At 34.6% G+C, this 20,836-nt stretch carries 23 protein-coding genes; 19 read left to right on the top strand and 4 right to left on the bottom strand.

Translation table 11 applies throughout. The annotated features are described in order from the left end of the window. Positions 1–69: 69 nt before the first annotated feature. On the top strand, positions 70–300 hold the full coding sequence (locus EPU_RS14480) for a hypothetical protein (protein ID WP_156778419.1): 231 nt from the start codon (positions 70–72) through the stop codon (positions 298–300). On the opposite strand, the gene EPU_RS08810 is transcribed toward EPU_RS14480, so the two are convergent. From EPU_RS08810 to EPU_RS08800, 3 genes are read right to left on the bottom strand one after another with little or no spacing between them, the layout of a single operon-like run. Next, positions 297–1,460 (bottom strand): phosphoglycerate dehydrogenase, encoded by a 1,164-nt coding sequence (locus EPU_RS08810; RefSeq protein WP_010168541.1) that lies wholly within the window; start codon positions 1,458–1,460, stop codon positions 297–299. The two genes, EPU_RS14480 and EPU_RS08810, sit on opposite strands and share 4 nt — an antisense overlap. After that, positions 1,461–2,546 (bottom strand): 3-phosphoserine/phosphohydroxythreonine transaminase, encoded by a 1,086-nt coding sequence (serC, locus tag EPU_RS08805; RefSeq protein ID WP_010168539.1) that lies wholly within the window; start codon positions 2,544–2,546, stop codon positions 1,461–1,463. A gap of 55 nt (positions 2,547–2,601) precedes the next feature. Next, complete coding sequence (locus EPU_RS08800) at positions 2,602–3,513, bottom strand: FAD:protein FMN transferase (protein ID WP_010168538.1); 912 nt, start codon at positions 3,511–3,513, stop codon at positions 2,602–2,604. Between the two features lie 108 nt (positions 3,514–3,621). Here EPU_RS08800 and EPU_RS14425 point away from each other — a divergent pair, with 108 nt between their 5' ends. The 3 genes from EPU_RS14425 (at position 3,622) to ppk1 (ending at position 6,829) form a co-directional block, all read left to right on the top strand. After that, complete coding sequence (locus tag EPU_RS14425) at positions 3,622–3,750, top strand: hypothetical protein (protein WP_010168536.1); 129 nt, start codon at positions 3,622–3,624, stop codon at positions 3,748–3,750. Between the two features lie 123 nt (positions 3,751–3,873). After that, entirely contained in the window at positions 3,874–4,776 is a 903-nt protein-coding gene (locus EPU_RS08790) for a Ppx/GppA phosphatase family protein (RefSeq protein ID WP_010168534.1), read from the top strand. After that, positions 4,769–6,829, top strand: a complete 2,061-nt coding sequence (gene ppk1 / locus EPU_RS08785) for a polyphosphate kinase 1 (RefSeq protein ID WP_044149921.1) — start codon at positions 4,769–4,771, stop codon at positions 6,827–6,829. Before EPU_RS08790 ends, ppk1 begins: the two co-directional genes overlap by 8 nt. Positions 6,830–6,858: 29 nt before the next feature. Here the strand turns inward: ppk1 and EPU_RS13655 are convergent, their stop codons facing one another. After that, a complete protein-coding gene (locus EPU_RS13655; RefSeq protein ID WP_010168530.1) occupies positions 6,859–7,050 on the bottom strand; it encodes a hypothetical protein in 192 nt (63 codons plus the stop codon). Between the two features lie 238 nt (positions 7,051–7,288). Between EPU_RS13655 and rpsU the strand changes: the two genes are divergently transcribed. From rpsU to sdaAB, 15 genes are all read left to right on the top strand, one after another. Further along, positions 7,289–7,468: a 30S ribosomal protein S21 gene (gene rpsU, locus EPU_RS08780; RefSeq protein WP_010168528.1), complete on the top strand. Its 180-nt coding sequence runs from the start codon at positions 7,289–7,291 to the stop codon at positions 7,466–7,468. Between the two features lie 64 nt (positions 7,469–7,532). Continuing rightward, entirely contained in the window at positions 7,533–9,413 is a 1,881-nt protein-coding gene (locus EPU_RS08775) for an endonuclease MutS2 (RefSeq protein ID WP_010168527.1), read from the top strand. 155 nt (positions 9,414–9,568) lie between these two features. Continuing rightward, a complete protein-coding gene (locus EPU_RS08770; RefSeq protein WP_010168526.1) occupies positions 9,569–9,859 on the top strand; it encodes a YabP/YqfC family sporulation protein in 291 nt (96 codons plus the stop codon). Positions 9,860–9,889: 30 nt separating this feature from the next. Beyond that, positions 9,890–11,113: a sporulation protein YqfD gene (gene yqfD, locus EPU_RS08765; RefSeq protein ID WP_029488281.1), complete on the top strand. Its 1,224-nt coding sequence runs from the start codon at positions 9,890–9,892 to the stop codon at positions 11,111–11,113. Between the two features lie 21 nt (positions 11,114–11,134). Next, the gene (locus EPU_RS08760; RefSeq protein ID WP_010168524.1) at positions 11,135–12,100 is read left to right on the top strand and encodes a PhoH family protein; all 966 of its coding nucleotides are present in this window, start codon (positions 11,135–11,137) and stop codon (positions 12,098–12,100) included. Between the two features lie 21 nt (positions 12,101–12,121). Continuing rightward, a complete protein-coding gene (locus EPU_RS08755; protein WP_029488280.1) occupies positions 12,122–14,203 on the top strand; it encodes an HD family phosphohydrolase in 2,082 nt (693 codons plus the stop codon). After that, positions 14,204–14,665 carry an rRNA maturation RNase YbeY gene (gene ybeY, locus EPU_RS08750; protein WP_010168522.1) on the top strand — a complete coding sequence of 154 codons (462 nt, stop codon included), beginning with the start codon at positions 14,204–14,206 and terminating at the stop codon, positions 14,663–14,665. 12 nt (positions 14,666–14,677) lie between these two features. After that, complete coding sequence (gene era, locus EPU_RS08745; protein WP_010168521.1) at positions 14,678–15,589, top strand: GTPase Era; 912 nt, start codon at positions 14,678–14,680, stop codon at positions 15,587–15,589. 93 nt (positions 15,590–15,682) lie between these two features. Next, positions 15,683–15,799 carry a YqzL family protein gene (locus tag EPU_RS13265; RefSeq protein WP_010168520.1) on the top strand — a complete coding sequence of 39 codons (117 nt, stop codon included), beginning with the start codon at positions 15,683–15,685 and terminating at the stop codon, positions 15,797–15,799. Further along, positions 15,800–16,549, top strand: a complete 750-nt coding sequence (gene recO / locus EPU_RS08735; protein WP_010168519.1) for a DNA repair protein RecO — start codon at positions 15,800–15,802, stop codon at positions 16,547–16,549. It begins immediately after the preceding gene. A 12-nt stretch (positions 16,550–16,561) separates the two neighbouring features. Beyond that, entirely contained in the window at positions 16,562–18,340 is a 1,779-nt protein-coding gene (locus tag EPU_RS08730; RefSeq protein WP_029488279.1) for an aminopeptidase P family protein, read from the top strand. Between the two features lie 21 nt (positions 18,341–18,361). Further along, entirely contained in the window at positions 18,362–18,898 is a 537-nt protein-coding gene (locus EPU_RS08725; RefSeq protein WP_010168517.1) for a hypothetical protein, read from the top strand. A 171-nt stretch (positions 18,899–19,069) separates the two neighbouring features. Then, a complete protein-coding gene (locus EPU_RS08720) occupies positions 19,070–19,570 on the top strand; it encodes a DUF4430 domain-containing protein (RefSeq protein ID WP_010168515.1) in 501 nt (166 codons plus the stop codon). A gap of 390 nt (positions 19,571–19,960) precedes the next feature. Further along, positions 19,961–20,188, top strand: coding sequence for a hypothetical protein (locus EPU_RS08715; RefSeq protein WP_010168512.1), 228 nt, complete (start codon positions 19,961–19,963; stop codon positions 20,186–20,188). A 12-nt stretch (positions 20,189–20,200) separates the two neighbouring features. Continuing rightward, positions 20,201–20,836: L-serine ammonia-lyase, iron-sulfur-dependent subunit beta (gene sdaAB / locus EPU_RS08710; RefSeq protein WP_010168511.1), on the top strand; the 636-nt coding region annotated here is incomplete at its 3' end.

Genomic DNA, 20,836 nt, shown 5'->3' with positions numbered 1-20,836 from the left:
TTTTTGGCGCATCGTTGAGGCTGTCAAGATCATCATGGCGATTCGCACGTTGGGGAGTTTACAGAATTTTTGATGACACCATATTTTAGAAATGCGACTAATTCTGTTGCCACCATTTCGGCACAGTTTTCTTCGCTTTCTGGAGTTGATGCGACTTCTAGCACTGCAGCTTCGGCAGTTTTTGCAGTTGTAGCACCTTTCACAACGGTGTCTATGGCTGCTTTTATTATTGCATCAAATTTCGCATCACCAACTTTTGCACCAGTTGCGATGACATCAAATCCATTAGCTACTTTTTAGATTAATCTGACTTTTACCATTCCTGGAATCTGCTCCAATAGCGAAATTATTTTTGGCGCATCGTTGAGGCTGTCAAGATCTACCACTGTGTATGCTATTTCGCCGCGAGATTTGTTGATCATATTGTCGATGTTCAAATTTTCATCTGCAAGAATATTGGTGACCTGACCAACCATTTTCGGAATGTTTTTATGGATCAGTGTGATGCGTGGCTTATTGATATATGGTGATTCGCACGTTGGGAAGTTTACAGAATTTTTGATGACACCATATTTTAGAAATGCGGCTAATTCTGTTGCAGCCATTTCGGCACAGTTTTCTTCGCTTTCTGGAGTTGATGCGCCCAAGTGAGGAATGCAGATTACATTTTGAAGATTGAGCAGCTCGGCTGTTGGAAAATCTGTTACGTATTTGGCAACGATGCCAAGGTCTAACGCAGCGATTAATGCCGTGTTGTCTACTAATTCTCCTCTTGAAAAATTTAAAATTCTACAGCCAGGTTTAATTTTTTCGAACATCGCCTGATTGAACATATATTTGGTAGAGGCCTGATACGGAACATGTAGAGTAAGATAATCTGCTTGACCAATTGCTTTGTCCAGATTTTCTACGATTTTTACACCATTATTTATGAGGAGCGCAGAGGTAACAGATAGATATGGATCATAGCCAATTACTTTTAAACCCAGCGATAACGCAGCGTTAGCAACTAGAACTCCGATGGCTCCAAGACCAGCTACCACAAGCGTTTTGCCAGATATTTCCGGTCCAATAAATGCTTTCTTGCCCTTTTCTACAACTGCAGCTATGTCGGCTTCGGCAGCTAACGTTTGTGTCCATGTTGTACCCGCAATAATTTCGCGCGACGCTAGCAATAAGCCAGCCAGTGTCAGCTCTTTTACAGCGTTTGCATTAGCTCCGGGAGTGTTAAATACGACAATTCCTTGTTCGGTACATTTTTCGATTGGAATATTATTTGTCCCAGCCCCAGCACGAGATATCGCTAGCAAATTAGGGGCTAATTCCATATTATGCATTGATGCGCTTCTAACCATGATTGCTTCCGGAGCAAGAGCATCGGGCGTGACAACAAAATCTGTATTTTTTAATTTATCAGTACCTTTATTAGAAATTTCATTTAATGTCAGAATATTGAACATTTAATTTTCCTCCTCAAAAGTTTTCATAAGCGCAACTAACTTTTCTACACCTTCTATTGGCATGGCATTATAGATAGAAGCCCTCATTCCGCCAACTGTTCTGTGACCTTTTAAATTGACAAACCCCAAAGACTCGGCCTGCTTGATAAATTTAGCATCTAATTCTTTTGTTGGCAAAACAAACGGAACATTCATCAACGATCTATCTTCAGGTCTAACAGTACCTTTAAACAATTTGCTGTTGTCTAAATAATCATATAAAATAGCAGCTTTTTTCTTGTTGAGCGCATACATATAGTCGATGCCGCCCAATTTTTTAGCCCACTTAAATACCAATCCTGCAAAGTATATGGAGTATGTTGGCGGGGTGTTATACAAAGACTTTTCGGCTGCATGCGTGCTATATTGCAACATTGTTGGAGTGATATCTTGGTGCTTGCCGATCAGGTCATTGCGTACGATGGCGATAGTTACCCCTGCTGGTCCAAGATTTTTTTGCGCACCTGCAAACACGATTCCGAATTTAGAAATATCGTATGGCTCAGCCAAAATATTTGAGCTCATATCTCCAACCAAAGGCACGCCGTTTGTATCTGGCAATTTATCATTTGGTATATGCGTTCCATAAATGGTATTATTCAGAGTTAAATATACGTAATCTGCATCTTTATCAAAAATCGTTGCAGGCAAAGCTGGAATATGGTTAAAAACCGTATCTTCAGAAGAGGCAACAACATTAACCGAACCATATTTCTTGGCTTCTGCAATGGCCCTTTTGCTCCACTGCCCCGTATTGACATAATCAGCTTTTTTGGAACCGACTAACAAGTTTAGCGGTACCATAGCAAATTGCGTGCTTGCTCCTCCTTGTAAAAACATTACGCTATAGTTATCTGGAATGTGCATCAATTCGCGTAAATTAGTTTCTGCAGTAAAAATTATATCCTCATAAACTTTTGAGCGATGACTCATTTCCATTACAGACATTCCGCTATCTGCATAGCAAACAAATTCTTTCTGCGCTTCCTCTAATACTTCTAACGGAAGCATACTTGGCCCTGCTGAAAAGTTAAAATATCTTTGCATGTAAATTCCTCCTAAAAATTTTAGTTTGTGAAAATGTTTTGTCTAATTTACCAGATTAGTGTAGTTCATAATTGGGGTTAATAATGTTCAGAGTGATTCCGGAAGTTGTGAAAACTTTTTTGTCTTTGGTCACAAAAATCGCTTCTGTTGCAGGCAAATTTTCTATAAAATTGAGACCATCTTCGAGCCCCATGGCAAAGGCAGCGGTGGATAAGCAGTCACACTCTAAAGAATTGATACCAATAACACTAACACTTGCTAAGTTATTGACAAGCGGGTATCCTGTTTTGGTATTTAAAATGTATGTTTGGTCATAAACTTCGGAAGTTACCATCGATTCATTGTTTAAAAATATGGCAGCAAAAGCTTCGCCGACGTGTGCAAATGGATCTTGAATGTATATTGCAATGTTTTTGCTGCCTATAACATATATATTGCCTCCAATATTAATGAGAGCGTCTTCAACACCAGCCATTTGTAACTCCTGACAGACTAAATCTGTTAGATATCCTTTTGCAATGCTATTAAAATCTAATTGCATATTTTCGTATTGAAAAGTTACAGTGCGAGCAGCCTTATTTACGAATACATTTTTATAATTTACCAAATTGAGAGCTGCTAATATTTCTGGATTTGTTGGAACTCCTCTTTGCCATAATGTACTGAGAGGTGCGATAGTAATGTCAAAGGCGCCTTTTGTTAAATTGCTATAATAGAGTCCTCTTTCTATTAGATAAAAAATTTCTGGCGAGAGCTCTTTGTCTACAAGAGAGGTTTGTTGAATCAGCTTATCATCTAGTGAGTGTAAGAGAGCAAAACAATTATCGATAACCTCTTCATGTCTGTCATCATAGACGGCAATTGTTACGAATGTATTTCTCAAAAATTCGGTGCGTTTAATTACAGGCTTTGCTAATAAATTTGGAGCAATCATTATAAATGTAATTATATAAATTAAGAGTTTCATAATTCGTCCTCCATACCTTGCAATATATGGCAAAGTATACCCGATATTACGTAAGTTATTCACATGTTAGTCGATTAAGTGGCTAATAACAAATTTAGAAGGAAAAAAATGGCAACAATACCATATAAAATCTATCTAGAAGAAGATGAAATGCCAAAGCCATGGTATAACCTGAGAGCTGATATGAATTGTCTCAATTATATGCAGACGGGCTTACCAAATCTACCTAATTTATAGAAAAACATGAGCAACCGCAAACTTTCACTTGTGGTTGCTTTTAATTTTGTATTCATAATAAAAAATTTTATGGATAAGAAMGCAATGAATTACGCAAAATACAACCAAAGGGAGTGAGTGAAAATGGAGTATGCAGTTATAGATTTAGGGTCTAACACTATTAGATTATGTATTTACCGTAAAGAGGGCAATGATTTTGTACGTTTATTAAATACTAAAGAAACTGTTGGGTTAGCAGGATATCGCAAAAACGGAGAACTAACTCAATCTGGGGTTAATATAGCTTCAAATACACTCAATATGTTTAAGAATACGTTATCGATTATCAATGTGAAACAATTATTTGTATTTTCAACCGCATCTCTTAGAAATGTTACAAACAGCGTCGAGGTGGTTGCTGAAATTGAAAAACGAACAGGCTTTGAGATAGATTTACTATCTGGCAAAATGGAGGCTGAGCTGGGGTTTTTGGGGGCCTCAAAAAGCAATAAGTTAAAAACAGGTCTACTTATCGATATTGGTGGTGGAAGCACCGAATTGTTAGAATATGTAGATGGGCAGGAAGTTGACTGCATTAGCTTGCCAATAGGATCTTTATCTCTATATTCAATGTTTGTTAATGATATTATACCCAATAAAAAAGAGCAGAAATCTATGTGTGAACATGTCCGCAATCTTCTACAAGACGTAGAATTTATTCAAAATAAACGCATTGATACGATATTAGGAATAGGAGGTTCTCTTCGTACAATAAAAAAAATGTGTGCTAGAAAATATGGTGTCAAAGGAAAATTTTTTGATACAGCTGAGCTATATAATTTATTAGAATTTATACAAGAATACAAAAAAGCAAGCACTAATTTGATACTAAAAGTTGCACCCGAAAGACTGCACACTACTATCCCTGGTCTAATTATAGCTAAGGAAATTACGAAATATATAAGTGCAAAAAAAATTATAGTTAGTAATTTTGGCTTACGCGAAGGATATTTGTATCATCAGCTTGGAGGAGAAATCTATGACTAGAAACTACATGCAAAACAGGGAATTATCTTGGTTAAATTTCAATGATAGGGTTTTAGATGAAGCAGATGATAAGACTGTTCCAATAGGAGAAAGATTAAAATTTATTTCAATATTTTCTAATAATCTAGATGAATTTGTGATGATTCGCGTTGGAGGACTGTTTGACCAACTGATAACAGATGCAAATAAAAAAGACAAAACCGGAATGACTGCAGAAGATCAACTGAATGCTATATATCTCAAATTAGGCTATCTCTACAAAAAAAGGGATAGCATTTATCGTGATGTTAATACGCAGCTAAAGGATTACAGCATCCATGGTCTGGAAATTAAAGATTTAAACAAAGAAGAAATGGAAATAGTGAAGGCATATTTTAACGAGCACCTAACACCTATTTTGTCTCCGGCAATTGTAAGCAAGCATTCACCGTTTCCGCAGTTATATAACAATATGCAAGCGATTATTTTGCGACTGCAAAAAGAAAATAAAATTAAACATGGCATTATAACCTTYCCYTCTAATTATCCCAAAATCATATATCTCAATCCAGAAAAAACTAGATATATATTAACAGAATATGTGATATTGAAATTTGCTCATAAACTATTTAAAAAGTTTACGATGTTAGACTCGAGTATAATTCGGCTAACTCGAAATGCTGATATCAATTTAGATGAAGAAATAAACGATGAAGACGAAGATTACGTCGATCATATTAAATCATTGCTGCGCAAACGTGGTCGACTGGCTCCGGTGCGATTAGAGCTATCAAATGATTTGGAAAAAGAAACCATGAAGCTTTTAAAAAAATCGTTAAAATTGCCTGAGAAGTATTTTTTAATTACTAGCAGTCCAATGGATTTTAGCTATGTGTCAGATTTATTTAAGATGTTACCAAAAGATATTGTAGAAAAAATCACATATAAAAAAATATCGGCGCAGCTATCACCCAGCATTGATATTAATCAATCCATAATGAAACAAATTCGGGATCAAGATTTATTGCTATCTTATCCATACGAAAGCATCATGCCATTCTTAAAACTGCTAAAAGAAGCTGCAAGTGACCCAAAAGTTATATCTATTAAAATTACAATTTATAGAATGGCCCCCAAAACAAGAATCGTGGATTATTTATGCCGAGCTGCCGAAAATGGTAAAAGTGTATTTGTAATTATGGAGCTTCGGGCCAGATTTGATGAAAGCAACAACATCAATTGGTTTGAGAAATTAAAAGAAGCAGGATGTACCGTCATATTTGGACTTGAATATTTTAAGGTTCATTCAAAAGTCTGTTTAATTTCGTTTATGGAAGATTCTGGCGAAATTACTTATATTTCTCAAATCGGAACCGGAAATTATAATGAAGTTACGGCCAAAGTTTATACGGACCTTTCTCTTATGACTGCTGATCAAAATATCGGGCAAGATATTGATAGCTTTTTTAAGAATATCCCTACAGAAAATTTAAATGGAACGTATAAATGTATTGTTGTCTCACCGTTTGCCTTCAAAAATAAGTTAATTTTACTAATCGATAGAGAAATTGAAAAGCAACATCAAACTCAAAACGGTCGTATTATTATGAAAATGAATTCTCTGACAGAATCAGATATCATCGATGCGCTTGTAAAAGCTTCTAGAGCAGGTGTCAAAATTGATTTGATTATACGCGGAATATCTTGTTTGTTACCAAATATTAAAGATTCTAGTGAAAATATTTACATTACTAGTATTGTGGGTAGATTTTTAGAGCACTCCAGATTGTATGTATTTGGACAACCTGATGATATGCAAATCTATATTTCGTCTGCAGATTGTATGCCCCGAAATTTGGAAAAACGTGTTGAAGTCGCTGCGCCTATTTATGATAGCAAAATCAAAAACCATATTTATGAAACTCTAGAAGTGATGCTAAAAGATAATACAAAAGCCAGATTTATGACTTCAGCCGGAGAATATGTGCGCAAAGAATTCGATGATGCCATGGACTCTCAAATATATTTTATTAACGAGGCCTACAAAAATGCTGGGCAAGAATTACCTTACTAAATTAAAGGGTACGCCTGAGTTTTATTGCTCTAGTGTACCTTTTGATATTTATACTTAGAGAGTTGCTGTAGAATAACAAAATTCAAATTTTCATACGACACGCATGTAGTAATTATAGTAATCGTCATACTAAGTATATACATAACTTTCGCATCAGCTGCGGTGGCATGAGTCATATTGGCAACAGTAACTTTTACATCAGCTGCGGTGGCATGAGTCATATCTTTTGTAACTGAGAACTAGATGACAATAATTTATAAAATATTTATTATAATTGTAATACTAATAAAGACTATTTTGGTTATTTTTACATAATTTTACAATTGTTTTTATAAATTAATTAATTTATCTATTGACTAAATCCGGTTTTTCACGTATAATGCTGTATAGTGCTTTAAAAAAATTCTCCGTAAGATATGCTAAAAGCACAATGCCGCAACCGGAGGGGAGTGAAAATATATGTCAGAGGTTACTGTTCGCGAAAATGAATCTTTAGATAGCGCTCTTCGTCGTTTCAAAAGAAACTGTGCAAAAGCTGGAATAATGCAAGAAATTCGCAAAAGAGAACATTATGAAAAACCTAGTGTGAAACGCAAAAAGAAATCAGAAGCAGCACGCAAAAAAAATAGACAATTTTAGTTTAAGAATAGGTCCCTCATGTTTTTGGTGTGGGACTTATTTTTTTTTTACAATAGGAGCAGTTATGAATGAGAATATAAAAAATAAATTAGAATATGATAGGTTGATAGAACATTTAAAAACTTATGCAACAAGTTCTTTAGGCAAGATGTTAATCGACACACTGTCGCCGAGTCCATATATTAAGGTGGTGCAAAAGCGCTTAGACGAAACAAAAGAAGCAATCAGTTTGCTTGCAAATACTATTCCACTACAGGGTGTTGGAAATATTCAAAATATTATAGAACAAGTAGAAAAAGGAATAGTTTTAGATTGTTCAAACCTTGTTCAAATAAGTGACTTTTTATATGGAGTTCGAAAGGTGATAAACTTTTTTGCAGATAAAGAAGCATACACACCTATTTTAGCGAGTTATTCCAAATCTCTTACTGCCTTGAAAAATATTGAAGACGATATAAATCAAAGTATTACAAAAGGTAGAGTTGATATCAATGCGTCGAAAGAACTTAAACGTATACGCCGCCATATAGATATCGAACAAAGCAAAATAGAAGAAAAATTACAAAAATTTATAACTATAAATAAAAAATATTTAGAAAGTACTATTATTACAAAACGCCAAGATCGTTTTACTATTCAAGTAAAAGCAGCGTATAAAAATCAGGTAACTGGTACACAAATAGATAAATCCAATAAAGGAAATACTATTTTTATAGAACCTCAAATTATTCAGAAACACACTTCTGCTCTAATTTCACTAAAAGCTGAAGAAGAATTAGAAGAATATAAAATACTAGCAATGCTGACGGAGATTGTTAATTCTAAATTACAAGAAATCAAACTTAATGTCGAAGTCATTGCAGAATATGATTTAATTTTTGCTAAGGGTAAGTACGCTATAGCCATAGATGCAGCAATGCCGAAAATCAACGTTGATGGATATACAAAAATTATTGCAGGAAAACATCCGCTATTAGAAGGAAATGTTATACCGCTTGATCTAGAAATCGGAGATACCTACAGCGCATTAGCAATAACGGGACCAAATGCTGGCGGAAAAACTGTAGTGCTTAAGACGGTTGGCCTATTGACAATCATGACTCAACTTGGATTATTTATTCCTGCCAAAGACAATAGTCATATTGCTATCTATTCAAAAATTTTTGTAGACATTGGAGATAATCAGAGCCTTGAAAATTCATTAAGCACATTTTCGTCGCATATAAAAAACCTTGCGACAATCATAAAGCAAGCCGATAAACAAACACTAGTATTATTAGACGAATTAGGCAGCGGAACAGATCCAAACGAAGGAGCGGCACTTGCCATTGCCATCTTGGAAGAGTTGTATAAAAAGCAAACTACTATTATTGTCACTACTCATTATGGYGAAATTAAAAATTATAGCAAATCTCACCCCGATTTTAATACTGCTAAAATGGAATTCAACGAAGAAACTCTTGAGCCATTATATAAATTAGTAATAGGAAAATCCGGAAAAAGTAATGCGCTATATATTTCCCAAAAAATGGGTGTACCAAATCATGTTATCGAAAGAGCTGCAGGATACATTAAAGATAAAAACTACAATTTCGAAAAAATAGAACGCAAAGTCAAGAAGATAGAAATTGAATACACAACCGTCGAGTTCCAAAAGGGAGACAAAGTATTGCTTCTCGATAAAAATATAGAAGGTATTGTTTATCAAGGACAAGATAAGGAAAGAAATGTTGCGGTCTTTATAGAAGATAATGGTGAAATTATCAAAGAATATGACAAACGAATTAAACTTATTGTCGCAGCAGATAAATTGTATCCAGACGGCTATGACATAGATAGTTTATTTGTAGACTTCAAAATTCGTAAGCAAGAACGAGATATCGCACGAGGTTCTAAAAAAGCGTTAAAGAAGATTCAAAAAGAAATCAAAAATCAAAAATCATAAATAAATTCRATTTTGGGGTGCTATTTATGCATTCCAAAGTATTTTTTAGTATATGTTTGGATTTTTAGGAATAAGTATTAATTAGTTAAGGGAATAAATTTTAATTTGAATACTTGTCCTAAATATAGCATAATATGTATTGAAAGGGGAAAGTTATGAGCCAACGGTTAACAATAAAAGAACTAACCAAAACGTTTAAAAACTTTATATCATCAATCGATGGAGTAGAAGAATCAATAATTGGACTCCCCCTAATAACTATCATTGGTGAAGATAACCTACGAGTTGAAAATTTTTCTAGTATAATAGAATATAACCAAGAGATTATTAGACTTAAAACCAAGATTGGTGTTATTTCTATCATAGGAAAAAATTTGTTAGCCAAAAGTATGACCAAAGAAGAAATAGTAATACGAGGTAAAATATCTGGAGTAAATTTAAATTAACACTCCCCAAAACAAGGAGGAAGATAAAAGATGTTTGTATACTTATGGAATTATTTAAAAGGATACGTTATAGTAGAAATCAGTGGAGAACGGATCGAAAAACTACTAAATGGAGCACTAAATCAAGGCATTTATTTTTGGGACGCTCAGTCTGATGGTAATAMAGTTGTTTTAAAAACTTCTATGGATGGATTTAAAGAGTTAAAAGCCATTGTATTTCGTGCTAAGTGCCGAATTTCAATCTTAGAAAAATGTGGTCTACCATTTATTAATTTTAAATATAGAAAAAGAAGTGTGTTTATAATAGGGGGCGTTGCATTTGTAGCTTTCTTTTGGTTTTTAACTTCTTTTGTGTGGCTTGTAGAAATTGAAGGAAATGATATTCTCGAGGAAACTGATATCATCCAAACATTAAGAGAAGGCGGTTATACTACCGGAGTTTTAAAAAAYAAGTTAAATCTTAGAGAAGCAGAACAATACTTAATTAATCAACATAAGGAAATATTATGGACTGGAATTAGTTTTCAAGGCACAAAACTTAATGTTCAAATTACGGAAGCTGTGCCAAAACCCATAATACATAACGAAACTGAGCCTACCAATATCGTTGCAACCAGAGATGGAATTATTACATATATTGCCACAAATTCGGGAACCCCTCTTGTAAAAAAAGGAGATACCGTTAAAAAGGGTGATATATTGGTTACTGGAGTAGTTACGTTAGAAAGCGACTTGGTAATAGACGCTTATTATGTAAATGCAGATGCCGCCATAGTGGCAAGAACGCCATACACATTAGAAGCCTCTTTGCCACTAGATAAAGATCAAAAAGTATATTTAGCAGATTATAAGACAACCTATAGTATAAAACTTTTTGATACTCAATTTAATTTAGGTACTAAAGACGAGTTCACCGAAAATATAGATACATTAGTTACAATAAATCAATTAAAACTTACCAGTATGTTTCCTCTTCCGTTTTATTGGATACGTACAGACCAAGTTCCGTATACAAAACAAATAACTACCAGGACAGAAACAGAAATTATTGATAAACTAGAAGGAGCGTTAAATGATAATTTGTTGAAAAAAATCGGTCAAACTGGTAAAATAATAGCAAAAGAAATGTCTTATAGCACAGTAGATGGTGTTGTATATGGTGTATTAAATGCTATAGTAGAAGAAGATATCAGCATAGAGCAACCAATAAATAGCGAGCCCCAAATGAGTCTCGCATCACCTCAATTAAGTTAACGTAGAATAGGAGCAGTGAATATGGCAGGAATTGAGAAGAAAATTAATATACCAACCAATCATGTATCTGTAATTTTCGGAAATATGGATGGTAACATCGTAAAAATAGAGAAAGAACTAGATGTTACATTTGTAATGCGCGGTGAAAGTATTAAAATTTTAGGCGAAACAACAAACGTTAAACTCGCAAGTAATGTTATAAAAGAACTTATACACTTTGCAGAACAAGGTGATCAAATTGATGAGCAGCTAGTTGATTACACTTTGGGAGCCATTACAAAAAATCGTCAAGAAGATTTAACACATGTGAATCAAAACGTGGTAACTCTTACTTATCAAGGAAAGCCAATCAAAGCAAAAACAAGTGGTCAACAAAAATATGTAGAACTTATCAAAAAAAACATGGTCGTATTTGGAATGGGTCCTGCCGGAACAGGCAAAACTTATCTTGCGATGGCGATGGCAGTCGATAGTTTTAAACGTGGCGAAGTTAGTAAAATCATCCTAACACGACCTGCTATAGAAGCGGGTGAAAAACTTGGATTTTTACCTGGAGATTTGCAAAGCAAGGTTGATCCCTATTTAAGACCTCTTTATGACGCATTATTTGAAATTATGGGACCAGAAAATTTTGATAAAAATATGGAAAAGGGACTTATAGAAGTTGCTCCTCTTGCATATATGAGAGGACGTACACTAAATAATGCTTTTATCGTTTTAGACGAAGCTCAAAATACAACTCCTCAACAGATGAAAATGTTTTTAACAAGATTAGGATTTAATTCAAAAACCGTTGTTACTGGGGATATGACTCAAATCGATTTGCCTAGTAATCAACATAGCGGATTGTTTGAAGCTTATAAAGTTCTTAGCAATGTTAGCGGTATTGGGATGTGTCATTTAGATAGAAATGATGTAATTAGACACCCTATAGTACAAAAAATTGTTGACGCATATGAACTTTATCTCAATGGTCCAAAAAAATAGCATTAAGTTTGGGGTGTTCAAATGAAAAAGGAATCAAATACCAGGGCAATATTTATTTGGCTGAGTATGGCGTTCACGTTTTTAGCAGTAGTGACTGGAAATTTATTCGATAGAAAATCAGAATTCCAGATAGGTAGTGTTGTACCTACGGATTTTTTTGCTCCGTTTAAATTCGAAAATACAAAATTAACGGAACATAATAAACAATTGGCAGCAAATTCAGTAGATGATATATATATGATCGATGAACAAGTTTTACAAAATATACTATCAGATACAGAATCATTATTTAATTATACAGAGGAGATTATTGCTATGATGCAATACCCTCCTTTAGAGATTCCTGATTCTGTTCAAAAACAACTTAGAATAAATTATATTGCCACAAATATAAACTACTCACAAATATTACAACAAAAATCTCATTTATCACTTGTTAATAGTCAGTATGAAATGCTATTGAATATTCCGCCTGAAACGTTAGCTCAAATAGAAGAGCGAATACTGGCTCTGTTTAAACAGATATATAAYAATAAGGGCGTTTCTACAGAAGATCTCGAAAAGCTTGATATAAACTCTATGATATTAGAATTTGGTATATCGCCAGTTTATCAAACTTTAGTTAACAATATAATAGATAATCAACTTGTAACAAATTTAGTTTTAGATAAAGACGCCACCGAAGAGGCTCGCCATATTAAAAGATCTAGTGTCCCGGCAGTTATGGTCGAAGAAGGCGAAAAAATTATTGGAAAAGGAAATAAAATAACAGAAGAATCCTATCAATTACTAATTGACAGTGGTATTATAGGCACCAATAATATTGATAATTTTGTTCCATATATTGGTATTTTTATTATGATACTCATTCTTTATGTGTTTGTTATATCATTTTTGCGAGTGACGGCTTTTAAATCGTTTTTAACTCCAGAAGGACAAAATTTATTATTTGTATTGTATATTATGATGCTAATAGTGGCAAGACTTATGCTAGGGCTACAATTTATTCAATTCCCTCTTGCTATAGGAGCTATGATAATTGCTTTACTTCTAAATAAAGAAATTGCTTGTGTATTTCATTTTGTAATTTTAGTAGTCTATTCTCTTATGTATAAAGCTGACATGACTACCATCTTGTATCAATTTATTACAGGGATTATGAGTGTCTTTATTATTGTAAAAATGATTGAACGAAAAGATATGATCAAAGTTGCAGGCTTTTTGGGAATTATATATGGTAGCGTGTATATTGCGATGGTATTACTAATTGATATGCCGCTTACCATCAATTTAGCTTACAATATGCTAATCGCTGTTGGTATTGGAGTCTTTTCTGTAATTTTAGTGGGTGGAAGCTTACCCCTATGGGAAAGCGCATTTCATTTTGTAACTCGGTTTCAATTACTAGAACTTACAAATCCAAATCAACCAATTTTAAAGCGACTACTATTAGAAGCCACAGGAACATATCATCATAGTTTATTGGTTGGCAATTTAGCCGAAACAGCGGCTGATGAAATTGGAGCCAATGCCTTACTAGCTCGCGTTGGTGGCTATTATCACGATATTGGTAAGCTCACTTGTGGTAATTATTTTAAAGAAAATCAAGGATCCAGAAACCCACATGATTCACTCGATCCTCGATCTAGCGCCAACATCATTATTTCACATGTAACAACGGGCGTTGAAATTGCTGCTAAATACAATTTACCAGAATGTGTAAAAGATATGATTTTACAGCATCACGGATGTAGCGTTATGCAATACTTCTATATAAAAGCTCAGAATACTGGTACAGAAAACATCAAGGAAGAAGATTTCACATATCCGGGTCCAAGACCACAAACTAAGGAAGCGGCTCTTGTAATGCTMGCAGATATTATAGAAGCTACGACTCGCTCTATGCAAAATAAATTGGGTCCAGATTTTACTATAGAAGATCTTGTTCGCAAAATGGTTAAACAGCAACTTGATATAGGAGAGCTTAGTGAATGTAATTTATTTTTATCAGATATAGAAAAGATTATACAAAGCTTCACCAGAACTTTAAACGCTATGTATCACGAAAGAATAGAATACCCAGAAAAGAAGGAAAAAAAGTAAATGCACATTGATATAGATGACCAAGAAGGTTTATTTGTTCTTGAGCCAAAGCTCGAGCAAAAGATTATAGAAGTTATAGAAGAATGTTTAAAATTAGAAAATATATCAAATGATATCGAAATCAGTCTTAGTATAGTTGATAAAGAAACTATAAGAACTATTAACCGTGATTTTCGAGAAATAGATAGAGACACTGATGTTCTATCTTTTCCTCAATTTGAAGCGCAATCAGAGTTTGTAGATTCTGCAGACGTAGTAATTCTTGGCGATATTATCATATGCTTAGATATTGCAAAGGAGCAAGCTGTAGCTTATAATCATTCTTTGGCAAGAGAAATTTGCTTTTTAATTGCTCATAGTTGCTTTCATCTATTGGGCTATGATCATATGACAGAAGACGATGAAATAATCATGTTTGCTAAGCAAGATTGTGTTTTAGAAACACTTAAAATTACTAGATAATAGGAGAAAAAAATGAAAAAAGAGTTTAAATCGGGATTTATTTCCATAATAGGGCGCGCCAATGTTGGTAAATCAACACTTATGAACAGATTAGTGGGTGAAAAGATTGCTATCATGTCTAACAAGCCTCAAACTACTAGACACCAGGTGCGTACTATTCTTACCACAAACGATTTTCAGGCCGTCTTTATAGATACACCAGGAATCCATACGCCAAACACAGAGCTCGGAAAGTTTATGGTTAAAGCGGCCCACACTACACTAAACGAAGTTGATATCATTTTATTTTTAATAGAAACAGATACGCGAATCGGAAAATTAGATGAAGAAATCATTTCAAAACTGAAGTCTGTCAATTCTGCTGTATTTTTATGCATCAATAAAATAGACGGAAAAGATCCGCAAGAAGTAATAGATAGCATTGAATGCTACAAAGATTCTATGGATTTTGCAGAAGTGATTCCGATTTCTGCTTACGAAGGAACCAACGTAGATGCGCTTATCCACTGCATTTCAAAATATCTTCCAGCTGGACCAAAGTTTTTTCCAGAAGATATGATTACAGATGAACCAGAAAGACAGCTTGTGGCAGAATTAATTCGCGAAAAAGCTTTGCATCTTTTAGACAAAGAAATACCTCACGGCATTGCCATAGAAATTAGCTCAATGCGCAAGCGTGATAAAAGTGATATGGTAGATATAGAAGCCACTATAATCTGCGAACGCGATGCTCATAAAAAAATTATTATTGGTAAAAATGGTCAAATGATAAAAAGTATCGGAACTCATGCTAGACGCGATATTGAACGTTTATTGGGTTCAAAGATTTTTTTAAGCCTTTGGGTTAAAGTCAAGAAAAATTGGCGCGATAGTGAGTTTTTACTAAAAAATTACGGGTATAGTAAAGAGAATTTACTGGAATGATTCCCAAAAAGTTCCTGTATTTTATAATATAAAATTGTGCATCCTATCTTAACGCAGTGTAATATTTTATGGTTATGAAGGAGGAGTATTCTTATGGCAGACTATTGGAAAGATTTTACAGACACTGGAAGTATTGAGAATTACTTAGCCTACAAAGAACATGAAAATAGTGAAAATAAAAAAGATGAGGATGAAGAAGATGGTGACTAAATGATTTTAAGTATGAAAGCACTTGTAATTAAGGAGTTTACTGTTGGAGAGGGTGATAAGTATATCGCCCTTTTTGGTGATAAATTTGGAAAAATTGATGTTTCGGCCAAAGGTGCTAAACATTATAACCGTGGTTTAGCTTCTGGCACTCAATTGTTTGTTTATGGAAATTTTAGCGTAAAAAAGACTAGAGATACATACAAACTGTTAAATGTAGAAATAATAAAGTCATTCCACAATTTACGCCAAGATATCACCACTCTATCTTATGCTAGCTTTATTGCAGAATTTTTAAATGAAGTTACGCAGGAAAACTCTAGTAATAAAAATTTATTAACACTTACATTATACACTTTACATGAGCTCACTAAACATAGACTTTCAGCTAAACTAATTCGATTCGTGTTTGAAATGAGGGCTATGAAATATCTAGGATATTTACCAAATGTTTATAGCTGCACCAATTGCGAAACAGATCTGCATTATTTGGACAAGCATACCCGTTACGCTTTTTCGATAGAAGATGGAGGCCTATTATGTAATAATTGTGTTAGAGATACTAAAAAAATAAAGCTTCACATAGGAACAATATACGCTATACGCTATATTTTAAATGCTCCTTTGAAAGAGTTATATTATTTCGATGCGCCTAAAGATTTAATTAGGGAGTTTTGCGTAGTATCAGAAAAATATTCTAAGTTTTATATAGATAAAGATTTTAAAACATTGCATTTTATTAATATTTTATAAATGGAGGCTTATATGGACAAATTAACTAAATTACGACAAGCTATGAAGCAGAATGGTATTGATATGTATTATATYCCTTCTTCTGATTTTCATAGTAGTGAATATGTAGGAGCTTTTTTTCAAGTTAGAAAGTATATTTCAAATTTTACTGGGTCGGCCGGAGAGCTTGTTATTACTCAAGACTCTGCTGTGTTATACACTGATGGAAGATATTTTATTCAAGCACAATCTCAATTAGAAGGAACCGGTATCACTTTATTTAAAATGGGCGAACCCGATGTACCAGTATTATCTAAGTATATCAAAAACACGATTAAGGCTGGAGAAGTACTAGCTTTTGACGGTCGYGTTGTTGGAGCCAAAATTGGTATCGAATTAAAAACAGCGGTCGAAGAAAAGCATGCTACTGTTCGATATGATCTAGATTTGGTAGCTACATTTTGGGAGGATAGACCCAGCTTGCCTGCAGGCACAGCATTTTTGCTGGATGAAAAATACTCCGGAGAATCTACAGCTTCCAARTTGKTGCGTGTTAGAGACTTTATGGCACAAAARGATGTCGCCGCGCATATTATAACTACATTAGATGATGTTGCATGGCTATATAATATCCGTGGCAATGATATTCCACATTTTCCAGTGATTCTTGCTTATTCTGTAGTTACGCTTGATTGTGCTTATTTATTTGTGGACAGTGCTAAGCTCTCAGCTGCCATTGTAGATGTACTTGCCAAAGATAACATAATCATCAAAAATTACGACGATGTTTATGACTTTGCTAAATCTTTATCTGGTAGAGTTTTACTGGACCSTGCGAAAATCAATTATGCGTTATATTTCAATTTGCCAGATACCGTTGCCAAGATCGAGATGACTGCACCTACAACAAATTTCAAAGCTCATAAAAATGAAACCGAGCTTTACAATATCCGATGGGCTCATGCTAAAGATGGTATTGCCATTGCCAAGTTTATGTATTGGATCAAAGAAACTGTAAAAACGTCTAAAATTACAGAACTTGATGCTCAGAAAAAAATCTTTGAACTACGTGCTGAACAAGATGGCTTCATAGAAGAAAGTTTTGGAACTATTTCTGCTTATGGCGCTAATGCTGCCCTTATGCACTATAGTACTGATTTATCTAACCCTACCCCCCTTGAAAATAAAGGCCTATATTTGATAGACTCAGGAGGACAATATTTTGAAGGAACAACAGACATTACACGCACAATTGCACTGGGCGAAGTTACTGACATACAAAAAACTCACTTTACTGCCGTCTTACGAGGTATGATTAATTTATCTATGGCAAAATTTTTAGAAGGTGCCACTGGTATTAATCTAGATATTTTGGCGCGCGGTCCTATATGGGAGCTCGATATCGATTATCGATCTGGTACGGGCCATGGCATCGGCTATCTGCTAAATGTACATGAAGGCCCCAATGGCATCAGATGGAAGGTAGTGCCCGAACGAAATGATAGCTGCGTATTAAAAGTGGGTATGGTTACCAGTAATGAACCTGGGATATATATAGAAAATTCGCATGGTATACGTATCGAAAACGAAATAGTTGTAGAAAAAGATGTCAAAAATGAATATGGTCAATTTTTAAAATTCGAGACTTTAACTTTAGCTCCAATAGATATCGATGCTATACAAATAGATATGTTGACTGCAAAAGAAAAGGCTTGGCTTAATAATTACCATCAAATAGTGCTCGAAAAAATTTCCAAGTATTTAACCGACGAGGAATCCGAGTGGCTTATAAATTATACACGAGCAATTTAGCTCGAAAGGACTGTTTATTTTATGGAAAAGAAAATTTCAAAATTATTACTAGCGTTTACATTTAGCGCTGCATTAACAGGGTGTCTGCATGATACCACTACTGTTGACACAACAGAAAATATTGAAGGKGTCKCTATGCCTRGTGTTCAAACAGCAGACTTATACGCATATACACTAGATTATGACAATATGATTAATGTACCCATTGACGGTTCCAAAGTGGAATATTCTGGTGATATTCTTACTGCTATGAACAATCTTGCGACTATACTTTCAGATCAGGCATTTAATGGCCTAGAAATAGATATAGTAAATCTTGAAAATGTTGATGACAAAAAAATTGTGACAATCAATTTGCAAGACGGTGATAAAGGTTCTTGGTATAATTATTTCCAAGGTTCTGCTGGTGGATTGGTTACTGTTCGCTCGCTCGAAGAGACTTTTTTGCAAAGAGCGTATCCCGGAGAGTGGATCGATGGAGTTCAGTTTCAATATAACGGCGAACCTATGCCAGAATTCGATCATACAGTTGGTTTAGAATCTGTCATATATAGATAGATAAAAAAAATCTCTTGTCCCTGCCTATTTCAGTTTGAAAAGTAGGGATGTTTTTTCATATTTATATAATTGTTAGTACATAAGCCTTGACACAAAAAATGGATTTTGCTATTGTTAGGATGTCAATAATATGTAAAAGGAGAAGCTACACACTTTGTAGCAAAAGAACAAATGAGTAAAAAACTTGGTGTATGTATTATTACAGGAGCACTGATTGCTATTAATGCGGCTTATGCTGTTCCTGCTATGCAAGTATTTAAGTCTAATGCTGTTGCAGTTGCCTCAACCGAAGTAACAACCTCTCAAGCACAACCAGACGAAAAAGATGCTGTTACTCTATCTGTTAGCAGAGCAACTATTGGTGGAACAGACATTATTGCTCCAACTTCTATAAAAGTGGATGCAAATTCGACTGTTTGGTCCGTATTACAAAAAGCTTTAGACGACAAAAATCTAGATTATGAATATACGTATAACAGAAAAAATAATGCGTTATATGTAACAGCGATTGATGGCATCAAAGCTGGTGCGAATGGCACTACAAGCGGATGGATGTTTAATGTAAATGGCAAAGTTATAGAAGATAGCCCTAACAACATTAAAGCTGTTGAAGGTGACAAAATCGAATGGAAATATACCAAAGATGGCGGAAAAGATATAGGTACTAATTGATGCATAAACTCTGTTACTACTATAGTGATGGAGTTTTTTTTTGTACATAGAAACTTGTATTGCCTATTTCATTATGCTATAATGCGGTTATTATTACCAATTTGGAATAAAAAGGAGCAATCAACTTTGAATAAAACATATCATCTGGCATGATGAACGATGTTTGTTACTGCGACAGATGCCAAGAAGCGTTTGCCCAAATATCGAACCTACCTTTCGGGAGCGCAACCAGAGCAAATAATCGATGGCGAACAGACATAATTTGGAAATTTATCAACGATGTCAGTCTGGCACTCAAAGAAATAGATTCGCGGCTTACGGTTGGTGCCGACATAGTTGGATGCCTTCAATGGAGCTTACCTAAACCCCAGCATGAAGATTTCATAACCTATGACCCACAACCAGATCATTCGGGACTATCGAAAAAATCCACCTACCATCGTTGATGGAGCTCCCAAAATTGCAGAATTAAAAATTAGATTGACTGATTATCGAACCCCAACTTCGGTAACTTCGGTTAAAGGTGATAAATTTGCTTATAGCGTAGATGAAGCAGGGATTTTAATTGAATTTGATCCTCTTAAAATTTATGCTGGTGTTGTAATAAACTTTGACTAAACAGGAGTATATATGAAAGAAATTAGTGTATTCGATGTAATTGGACCTAATATGATTGGTCCTTCGAGTTCACATACAGCTGGAGCACTCAAAATTGCTCTAGTTGCTAAAAAACTCGTTGGAAACAACATAGCTCATGTGACATTTGTATTATATGGATCGTTTGCCCAAACTTATAAAGGGCATGGCACCGATAGGGCGTTGGTTGCAGGAATGCTCGGTATGCACGCTGAAGATTCTCGCATTAAAGATGCCTTTGAGCATGCTGCCAATCTAAAATATAACTTTGTATTGGCTGGTAATAACGACCATCACCCAAATGTTGTAAATATTGTTGTAACACACAAAGATGCGACTACCACAAACGTAATGGGCGCTTCTATTGGTGGCGGAAATATAAAAATTGTCAATATTAATGGGATTGATATTGAATTTAGCGGTGAATATTACACGATTTTAATCAAGCAAAAAGATGTTAAGGGTGTTGTAGCTCATATTACAAATTGCCTAAGTGGTTGCGATATAAATATTGCGTTTATGCGTTTGTACCGCGAAGAAAAAGGCGAAATGGCGTATACGATTATAGAGGCCGACAACCCTATAGACGACGATGTAATTCGGTTTGTCAAAAAAAATAAATCTATACTT

The sequence above is a fragment of the Candidatus Epulonipiscium viviparus genome, from assembly GCF_000171335.1.
Lineage (GTDB): Bacteria > Bacillota > Clostridia > Lachnospirales > Cellulosilyticaceae > Epulonipiscioides > Epulonipiscioides viviparus.
This window is presented reverse-complemented; position numbering and strand designations above follow the sequence as displayed.